Origin of the sequence: Mesorhizobium sp. M2A.F.Ca.ET.037.01.1.1, assembly GCF_003998075.1 — a bacterium.
Taxonomy (GTDB): Bacteria; Pseudomonadota; Alphaproteobacteria; order Rhizobiales; family Rhizobiaceae; genus Mesorhizobium.
On the sequence record NZ_RZSA01000219.1, the window covers coordinates 1 to 7,788 of the forward strand.

A 7,788-nucleotide genomic window follows, 5' to 3' on the forward strand; every position below is an offset into this window, starting at 1 on the left:
GGATGAAGAACTGCCGGGGCGACGACGCCAGGCAGCAGCCCTATTCCGGCGTCGCTTACGACAGCGGCGCGATGTGCAATTCGGCCTGTCCGCTGATGTTTGCCGGCGGCATCCGCCGCGTCGTTGGCGAATGGGCCTATCTCGGTGTCCACCAGATCACCACGACCTTCCGGCGTGAAAAACTGCTCTACCGCACCACCTATCGGATCGTGAACGGCAAGAAGAAGATCATCGGCACCAGGGTCGTCAGCCGCAAGAATGCCGGCAGCTACAAGACCTATGAGATGAGCAAGGCGGTCGAGAAACGCCTGTCGGCCTATCTGAAGGAGATGGGCGTCGAGCAGGGCGTGCTGGATGTGATGAAGACGACGCCCGCCAGCGACATCCGGCAGATCGAGCCCGACGATATGCTGGAGATGAAGCTCGTCACCAGCCTCGATTCGCTCGATCTGTTGACCGAAAAGAGCATGTGCCTGCGCAATCCCGTGCCGGCGAATTGCCGCGAGATGCCGTCGAACGCCAAGCCGGCCGAGGTCGCGAAGGTCGAAGCCGCGCCTTTGCTCGCTGCTCCGGGCACGGCGCCCCGGCCGCGGGTCCAGGAACAGGACATGCGCTTCGTTGTCGTTCGCGGCAGCAACCCGCTCTGCAATCCCGATTGTCCGGAATGGATTTCGGCGGAAGGCACGATCGCCGCAGGCACGGCCGGCAAGCTTCGCCAGCTGCTGGATACGCTCGGCGGGCGCAGATTGCCGGTGGTCGTCAACTCGCCAGGTGGCGATGTGCAGGCAGCGCTTGCCGCGGGTCGCCTGATCCGTGAGCGCGGGTTGGATGTCGCGGTCGCCCGAACCGCCTTTCTCGATTGCGATCCGGGCGAGGCGGGGTGCGAACCAGCCGAAGGCCTCTACAGCGGTCTCACCATCGATGCAGGCGCCCAATGCGACGCCGCCTGCGCGATGATGATCGCCGGCGGCATCAGGCGCCTCGTCGGCGCCGATGCGCATTTCCTGGTGCATTCCATGGGCATGGAAGAGAAGGTCAGGGCGTATCTCGACGAGATGGCGATCGGCGCGGGCTTTTTTGCCGCCATGCAGTCGGCGCGGTTTGCCAAGCACAGGGAACTCAGCCAGGGCGAACTTCGCGAATTCGGGCTCACGACCGGATCGCAATCGGTGGATGCGCTGACTGGGGCAACCATCTGCAACTCATCGCCGAAACGGGACAATTGCCGAGTGCTGCCGGCCGCCAATGCCGAGGCCGAGGCGCCAGCGAAACTTTAGAGCAATTCCAGGAAAGTGTTCACGGTTCTCCGTCCGGAATTGCATAGACAAGGAGAGAGCCCGGCACTGGCCATCGAGGCAGGTTGAGGCGGGCAGGGCGGCGCCGCTATCCTCCTCGCGCGATTTGCGGAACGGAGGATCGGCGATGAGCGCGGAAATCCCGACTTTGTACGAATGGGCCGGCGGCAGCGAGGCGCTCAACAGGCTGACACGCGCCTTCTACGACAAGGTGGCATTTGATCCGATCGTCGGCCCCGTGTTCAAGACCATGTCGTCGGACCACCCGGCGCATGTCGCCGCCTTCATCGGCGAGGTCTTCGGCGGGCCGAAGACTTATAGCGAAGAGTTTGGCGGCCATCGCGAGATGGTGATGCATCATCTCGGCAAGCACCTGACCGAGGAGCAGCGGCGGCGCTGGATCAATCTTCTGGCCGACGCGGCCGACGAAGTCGGCCTGCCGGACGACCCCGAGTTCCGCTCCGCCTTCATGGGCTATGTCGAATGGGGATCGCGGCTGGCGAAGATGAACTCGAATCTGGGCGAGACCTGCGATCCCGCGACCGAGCCGATGCCGGCCTGGGGCTGGGGTGTGCCAGGCGGGCCATACAAGCCGCCGGCCGGAAAATCGTAGGCCCAGGCGCGTTTTCCGGGAACGCAATCCGTCGCCGACGGAAATGCGATGGAGAAATCCGGCAAAGCTTCGAAAACGGCAGGTTAGTGCTCTTTACAGAGGGCCCGGAAGCTTTTAGGAAGCGCCTGCGCCGAACAAGCGCATGCACGGGCATAGCTCAGTTGGTAGAGCGGCGGTCTCCAAAACCGCAGGTCGTAGGTTCGAGCCCTGCTGCCCGTGCCATTTCCTCAAAAGGAATCGTCTCGCTTTCGTTTAGGTTCCGGACGGAACCGCCTCATACTTTTGCTTGAGTTGTATCGGCGGCCAGCTTGTCGAGGGTGATAGGCAGGTCGCGTACGCGAATACCGGTGGCGTTGAACACGGCGTTGGCAACGGCCGCGGCCACTCCGGTCGTACCGATCTCGCCGATGCCACGCGCCCCCATGGGCGTGCGCGGGTCGGGGACATCCGTCCACAGCACATCGATCTCCGGCACGTCCAGATGCACCGGCACATGATAATCGGCCAGCGACGTGCTCATGATCCGGCCGCTCCGCTCGTCCAGCAGCGTTTCTTCCGTCAGCGCCATTCCCAGTCCCATGATCATGCCGCCCTTGAACTGGCTGGTGGCGGTTTTCGCGTTGAGGATGCGCCCGCAATCGAAGGCGCCGACCAGGCGATCGATCCGGATTTCCCCGGTAACCTCGCTCACGCGCAGCTGACAGAAGATGGCCGACGTGCTGTGCATCGAGAATTTGAGCATCTCCAGCGGCGCGCCGCTTTCGCCCGTGACGCTGATCTCGTCGCGCCCGGAGCGGCGAAAGATCGAAGCGAAGCTCTCGTACCGCGAAGGGTCGTCGACGCTGCGCAGCCCGCTGTCGGCGAATTCGACCTCGCCCACCCTGAGCCCCGCCAGCGGTGTGTCGTTGCCCGCGTGGCGCAACAGCTCGGCTGCAAGCTTGCCGCTCGCTGCACTGATAGCCGCGCCGAGCGAGGCTGTCTGGGACGATCCGCCGGCGAAGCTGGCGAAGGGCAGGCTGGAGTCGCCGATAGTCACCGACACACTGTCGAGCGGCAGCCCGAGCCGGTCCGCGGCGTGCTGGCGCTGCACGGTCGCGGTCCCCATTCCCATCTCTTGCGCGGCACTTGCGACATGCGCGCGACCGCCAGCGTCGAGGGTGATGCGCGCGGACGTGCCGGGCATGCGGGCGAAAGGGAAGGTTCCGCCCGCGCAGCCCATGCCGATCAGCCATTCCCCTTGGCGCCGTGCACGAGGCGCGGAGGCGCGCACCACCCAACCAATACGCTCGGCACCCATGTCGTACGCGGTCATCACGGCGCTCTGCGAATGGGGAGCGCCGCTGATCGGATCACAGGAAGCGACGTTGCGACGCCGCAACTCGATCGGGTCCATCCCGAGCTCATGAGCGAGTTCGTCCATCGCGCATTCGATCGCGAAAGTTCCCGGAGCCTCTCCGGGAGCACGCATGAAAGAGTTGGCCACGAGGTCGAGATCGACATGGTGCTGAACGATGTCGAAGCTTCCGGACGCATAGAGCGATCGCCCGGTGAGGCTGAAGCCTTCGTCGCATATGCTGTGCTTCGGCTTGGTGGCATAGCCATGGTGCAACAGGGCGGTGAGTTTTCCATCGGCACCGGCCCCCAGCGCGACGCGCTGCTCGGTCTGGGTGCGGCCGCCGACAAGACGGTGCATGCTCGCCCGCGAAAGCCTGACTCGCACCGGTCGCCCGGCGAGCTTCGCCGCGGCGGCGCCGAGGATCTGATGATCCCACATTCCCTTTGCGCCGAAGCCACCTCCGACGAAGGGTGAACTGACGAAGACATCCGCCTCTTTCAGCCCGAACACCTTCGCCAGGGACCCCGCCGTTGCGTGGATCATCTGCGTCGTGTCGTGAACGATCAGCCTTCCGTCCTGCCAGGCGATCGTAGCGGCGTGCGGTTCGATCGGATTGTGGCTCTGCCACGGCGTCCTGTAGACCGCATCGACCTTGTACGCCGCTTCGGCCAGCTTCTTTGAAGCGTTTCCCTTGTCGACCCGGTTGCGTTCGATCAGGATCGAGTCCGGCGTGCTTGCAACTTTCTTGCCGTCCTCGAACCGCGTGCGTGACGGCTGGGCTTCGTAACGAATCCGGACCAGCGTGGCGGCATGTTCGGCCTGTTCCCGGGTTTCGGCCAGAATGACGGCCACCGCCTGTCCGTTCCACCGGATTTCGGCGTCCTGCATCACCGGAAGCGTGTGGTTGCCTGCCGCCTTCAGATTGGTGATGCCGATCGCGGGAGGCACCGACATTTTCGGCGCATTGCGGTAGGTCATCACCAGCTCGACCCCCGGCGCGGCTTCAGCGACGGAAACATCGAGCTCGATGATCTTGCCGCGCGCTATGGTGGAATGGACAAAGGCGGCATGGAGCAGGTTCTCCATCGGCACCTCGGCTGCGAAGCGCGCCGCGCCGCGCACCTTGTCGGGACCGTCGACGCGTGGCTGCTGGGTTCCCAGCGTCGCGCGCTTCTCAATGATCGGATCCGGCGTGCCGCCGGGCAGCCAGCTTGCGGGAACGCGGCCCAGCACCGTGCGGACTCCGCCGACGAGGGCATTCTGCAGCTTGCTCATGCGGGATCTCCTGCCAGCGATTCAAGGACGGCTGCGATCGTGCGCTGCGCCAGCCCGATCTTGAAAGCATTGCCTTCGAGCGGCCGCGCCTCGGCCAATTCCTCCTCCGCGGCGGAAAGGAAATTCGCGCGGGTCGCCGGCAATCCGCGAAGCGCCGCCTCCGCATGCGTGGCGCGCCATGGCTTTGCGGCCACGCCGCCAAGCGCGATCCGAACCTCGGCGACCTTGCCCTCGACGACGTCCAGGCCAGCCGCCACGGAAACCAGTGCGAATGCATAGCTCGAACGGTCGCGCAGCTTGCGATACTCGGAATTCACCATTGCGGGGGTCGCGGGCGGAAGCTCTACCGCGGTGATCATCTCCCCGGGCTGCAGGACACTCTCGATTTGTGGACTGGCGCCTGGCAAGGCGTGGAACTCGGCGAGCGGCACCGTTCTCTCACCTGCGGGGCCGGCGAGATGCACCACCGCCGAGAGCGCGGCAAGCGCGACGCACATGTCCGAGGGATGGGTTGCCACGCAGTTATTCGACGCACCCAATATTGCGTGATAGCGGTTGAAGCCGCCGATGGCGTCACAGCCGCCGCCAGGCTGCCGCTTGTTACATCGCGCCCCGTCCACATCGTAGAAATAGGCGCAGCGTGTCCGCTGCATAATGTTGCCGCCGACCGTCGCCATGTTGCGGATCTGCGCCGAGGCCCCGGCCAGCAAGGCGCGCGACAGCATCGGATAGCGTTCGCGGATCAGCGGTTGCGCGGCTAGAGCGCTGTTCTTCATCGATGCGCCGATGAGCAGCGCGCCGCCATCAGCTTCCTGGATGTCGGAGGTGAGGCGGCTGACATCGACCAGTTGCGAAGCGGAGTCGACATTCTGCCTGAGCAGATCGACAAGGTTCGTGCCCCCGCCGACGAACCGTGCGCCGTCGGCAGCAAGCGCCAGGGCTTCCGCACGGTCATTCGCGATGTGAAATGCAAAGGGCGTCATGCCGGCTCTCCAGCAAGCATTTCCTCGATCGCTTCGACAATGCCGTTATGCGCACCGCAGCGGCACAGATTGCCGCTCATGCGTTCGCGGATTTCCTCGCGGGTCGGCCGGACCGGGCCTGCGAGATCGGCAGTGACGTGACTTGGATCGCCGCGCCGCAACTCCCGCGCCATGGCGATCGCCGAGCAGATCTGGCCCGGGGTGCAGTAGCCACACTGGAGGCCATCATGTTCGATGAAAGCCTCTTGCAGGGGGTGGAGGCCGCCGTCTGGCCCTTGCAGTCCTTCGATCGTGCGAACATCGCGCCCCCTTGCCTGTGCCGCCAGCGTGAGGCAGGACAGCACCCGCTCGTCGTCCAGCAACACTGTGCAGGCGCCGCAGGCACCCTGGTTGCAACCGAGCTTCGTGCCGGTTAGCCCAAGGCGTTCGCGCAACATGTCGAGCAGCGACACGCGCGCATCGTCTGGAACGGGATAGTCGGATCCGTTGATCATGATGGTCACAGGCGTCTCCATTCAGGGACCGGCAGCGGAACGCCGCCGAGCCACCATCATGATAGTACGAAAATCGTATTATTCAACTTTCGTATCTGCGATTTTCTCGGTAAGGCGGATCAACTCCTGTCGTTCGCTGGCGTTTAGCGACCTGAGCATTGCCATGCAGGCGTTGCGATAGCCGGCTTTTTGATCGCCGACCACCTGCACGCCCTTTGCCGTGGCGGTAAGGGCTACCGTCCGGCGGTTCTCTTCCGGCCTGCGGCGCTCGACCAGTCCCTTGCGCACAAGCCTGTCGATGGCCGAGGACATGGTCGTCGGCGCGACATCGAGATAGCGGGCGACGTCCGCCGCCCCGCATCCGGCATTGTCGCAGATGAAGACCAGCGTCTGAGCGTCGAGCGCGTTAAGTGCGTTCTCCGCCGCCGCAACGGCTTCGGCTACCTTGAACCGGCGCGTGAAGCGTTCGAAGGCAATGGTAAGCTGCTCAACCTGTTCTTGCGTCGGCTCAGTCATCGCTCCAAGAAAGCATGCCACAGGCATGGATGCCAAGCGATGCGCGGCGATACCGCCTGGCCGCGTCCACATAACGCAAAACCCAGCCCGGTATTTGAAAATGGCCGGGTAGCTTGCCATATAGGGAAAATTCGGGCATAAGCCCCGCATAGCCGGGACGGGACGACTGGATGGTTCCGAGGCGGCGCTAGGACATAAAGCGGACCCTTGCCACTTGCGTGGATTAAGAATCGGTTTTATGTAGACAAGACAGACACGCGACGCGTGGAGCTGGGAAGCCGGCTTTACGCGTCTGATTTGCGTGGGTGAAATAGCGGCGCTGATTCGCACCGCATGGAGCCCAGGCGGCACGTCCCGGCCAGCGGGATCATCCAGGAGGCCCGGCCAACGGGTCTTGAAAAACAGGCGGCACATGGCTTCGAAAACCACTAATCCCTTCACCTTTCTCCAGCAGGTTCGCGCGGAGACGGCCAAGGTGACATGGCCTTCGCGGCGCGAAACCATGATCTCGACCGTGATGGTCCTGGTGTTCGCGGTGATCGCGATGCTCTTCTTCTTCGCAGCCGACATTCTGATGGGCTATGCGATCGAGTGGATCCTGGGTCTCGGGCATTAATTCGGCGGTTTACGGAGAGGTCGGGAAATGACTGCGCGCTGGTATATCGTCCACGCCTATTCGAACTTCGAGAAGAAGGTCGCCGAGGACATTGAGAACAAGGCCAAGCAGAAGGGCCTGGCCGGCGAGATCGAGCAGATCGTGGTGCCGACCGAGAAGGTCGTCGAGATCCGCCGTGGCCGCAAGGTCGATGCAGAGCGCAAGTTCTTCCCGGGCTATGTGCTCCTGAAGGCCAACCTGACGGACGCCGTGTTCTCGCTGGTCAAGAACACGCCGAAGGTCACCGGCTTCCTGGGCGATTCCAAGCCGGTGCCGATCACCGAGACCGAGGCGCAGCGCATCCTGAACCAGGTCCAGGAAGGCGTCGAGCGGCCGAAGCCCTCGGTCACCTTCGAGATCGGCGAGGCGATCCGCGTCTCGGATGGTCCATTCGCGTCGTTCAACGGCGTCGTCCAGGAAGTGGACGAGGAGCGGGCCCGCCTCAAGGTGGAAGTTTCGATCTTCGGGCGCGCCGTGCCCGTCGATCTGGAATTCGGACAGGTCGAAAAGGGCTGATCCGGTTAGCCGCGCCGCAAGGCGTCGGCACAACCCGCGCCGCAAGGCGTCGGGATCCGCGCCGTAAGGCGTCGGGGCGGTCGCTTAAGGCGCCGCATGAACGGG

Annotated in this window: 8 protein-coding genes and 1 tRNA gene; 5 read left to right on the top strand and 4 right to left on the bottom strand. The window is 64.0% G+C overall.

Annotated features, from left to right (window positions below; all coding sequences use genetic code 11):
- From EOA27_RS40650 to EOA27_RS13395, 3 genes are all read left to right on the top strand, one after another.
- Positions 1-1,277: hypothetical protein (locus tag EOA27_RS40650; protein WP_189562016.1), on the top strand; the 1,277-nt coding region annotated here is incomplete at its 5' end.
- 145 nt (positions 1,278-1,422) lie between these two features.
- Positions 1,423-1,908, top strand: a complete 486-nt coding sequence (locus tag EOA27_RS13390; RefSeq protein ID WP_126082813.1) for a group II truncated hemoglobin — start codon at positions 1,423-1,425, stop codon at positions 1,906-1,908.
- A gap of 146 nt (positions 1,909-2,054) precedes the next feature.
- Positions 2,055-2,130 (top strand) — tRNA-Trp (locus tag EOA27_RS13395).
- A gap of 52 nt (positions 2,131-2,182) precedes the next feature.
- Here EOA27_RS13395 and EOA27_RS13400 read toward each other — a convergent pair.
- The 4 genes from EOA27_RS13400 to EOA27_RS13415 form a co-directional block, all read right to left on the bottom strand.
- A complete protein-coding gene (locus EOA27_RS13400) occupies positions 2,183-4,519 on the bottom strand; it encodes a xanthine dehydrogenase family protein molybdopterin-binding subunit (protein ID WP_126082812.1) in 2,337 nt (778 codons plus the stop codon).
- Positions 4,516-5,502 (bottom strand): xanthine dehydrogenase family protein subunit M, encoded by a 987-nt coding sequence (locus EOA27_RS13405; protein WP_126082811.1) that lies wholly within the window; start codon positions 5,500-5,502, stop codon positions 4,516-4,518. Before EOA27_RS13405 ends, EOA27_RS13400 begins: the two co-directional genes overlap by 4 nt.
- A complete protein-coding gene (locus tag EOA27_RS13410; protein WP_127256416.1) occupies positions 5,499-6,005 on the bottom strand; it encodes a 2Fe-2S iron-sulfur cluster-binding protein in 507 nt (168 codons plus the stop codon). The genes EOA27_RS13405 and EOA27_RS13410 overlap by 4 nt, the downstream gene beginning before the upstream one ends.
- Positions 6,006-6,074: 69 nt before the next feature.
- The gene (locus tag EOA27_RS13415; protein ID WP_245463297.1) at positions 6,075-6,632 is read right to left on the bottom strand and encodes a MarR family winged helix-turn-helix transcriptional regulator; all 558 of its coding nucleotides are present in this window, start codon (positions 6,630-6,632) and stop codon (positions 6,075-6,077) included.
- Positions 6,633-6,924: 292 nt separating this feature from the next.
- Here EOA27_RS13415 and secE point away from each other — a divergent pair, with 292 nt between their 5' ends.
- Both secE and nusG read left to right on the top strand, forming a co-directional pair.
- Positions 6,925-7,128, top strand: a complete 204-nt coding sequence (gene secE / locus EOA27_RS13420; RefSeq protein WP_027170383.1) for a preprotein translocase subunit SecE — start codon at positions 6,925-6,927, stop codon at positions 7,126-7,128.
- A gap of 27 nt (positions 7,129-7,155) precedes the next feature.
- The gene (nusG, locus tag EOA27_RS13425; RefSeq protein WP_095818149.1) at positions 7,156-7,683 is read left to right on the top strand and encodes a transcription termination/antitermination protein NusG; all 528 of its coding nucleotides are present in this window, start codon (positions 7,156-7,158) and stop codon (positions 7,681-7,683) included.
- Positions 7,684-7,788: the final 105 nt, after the last annotated feature.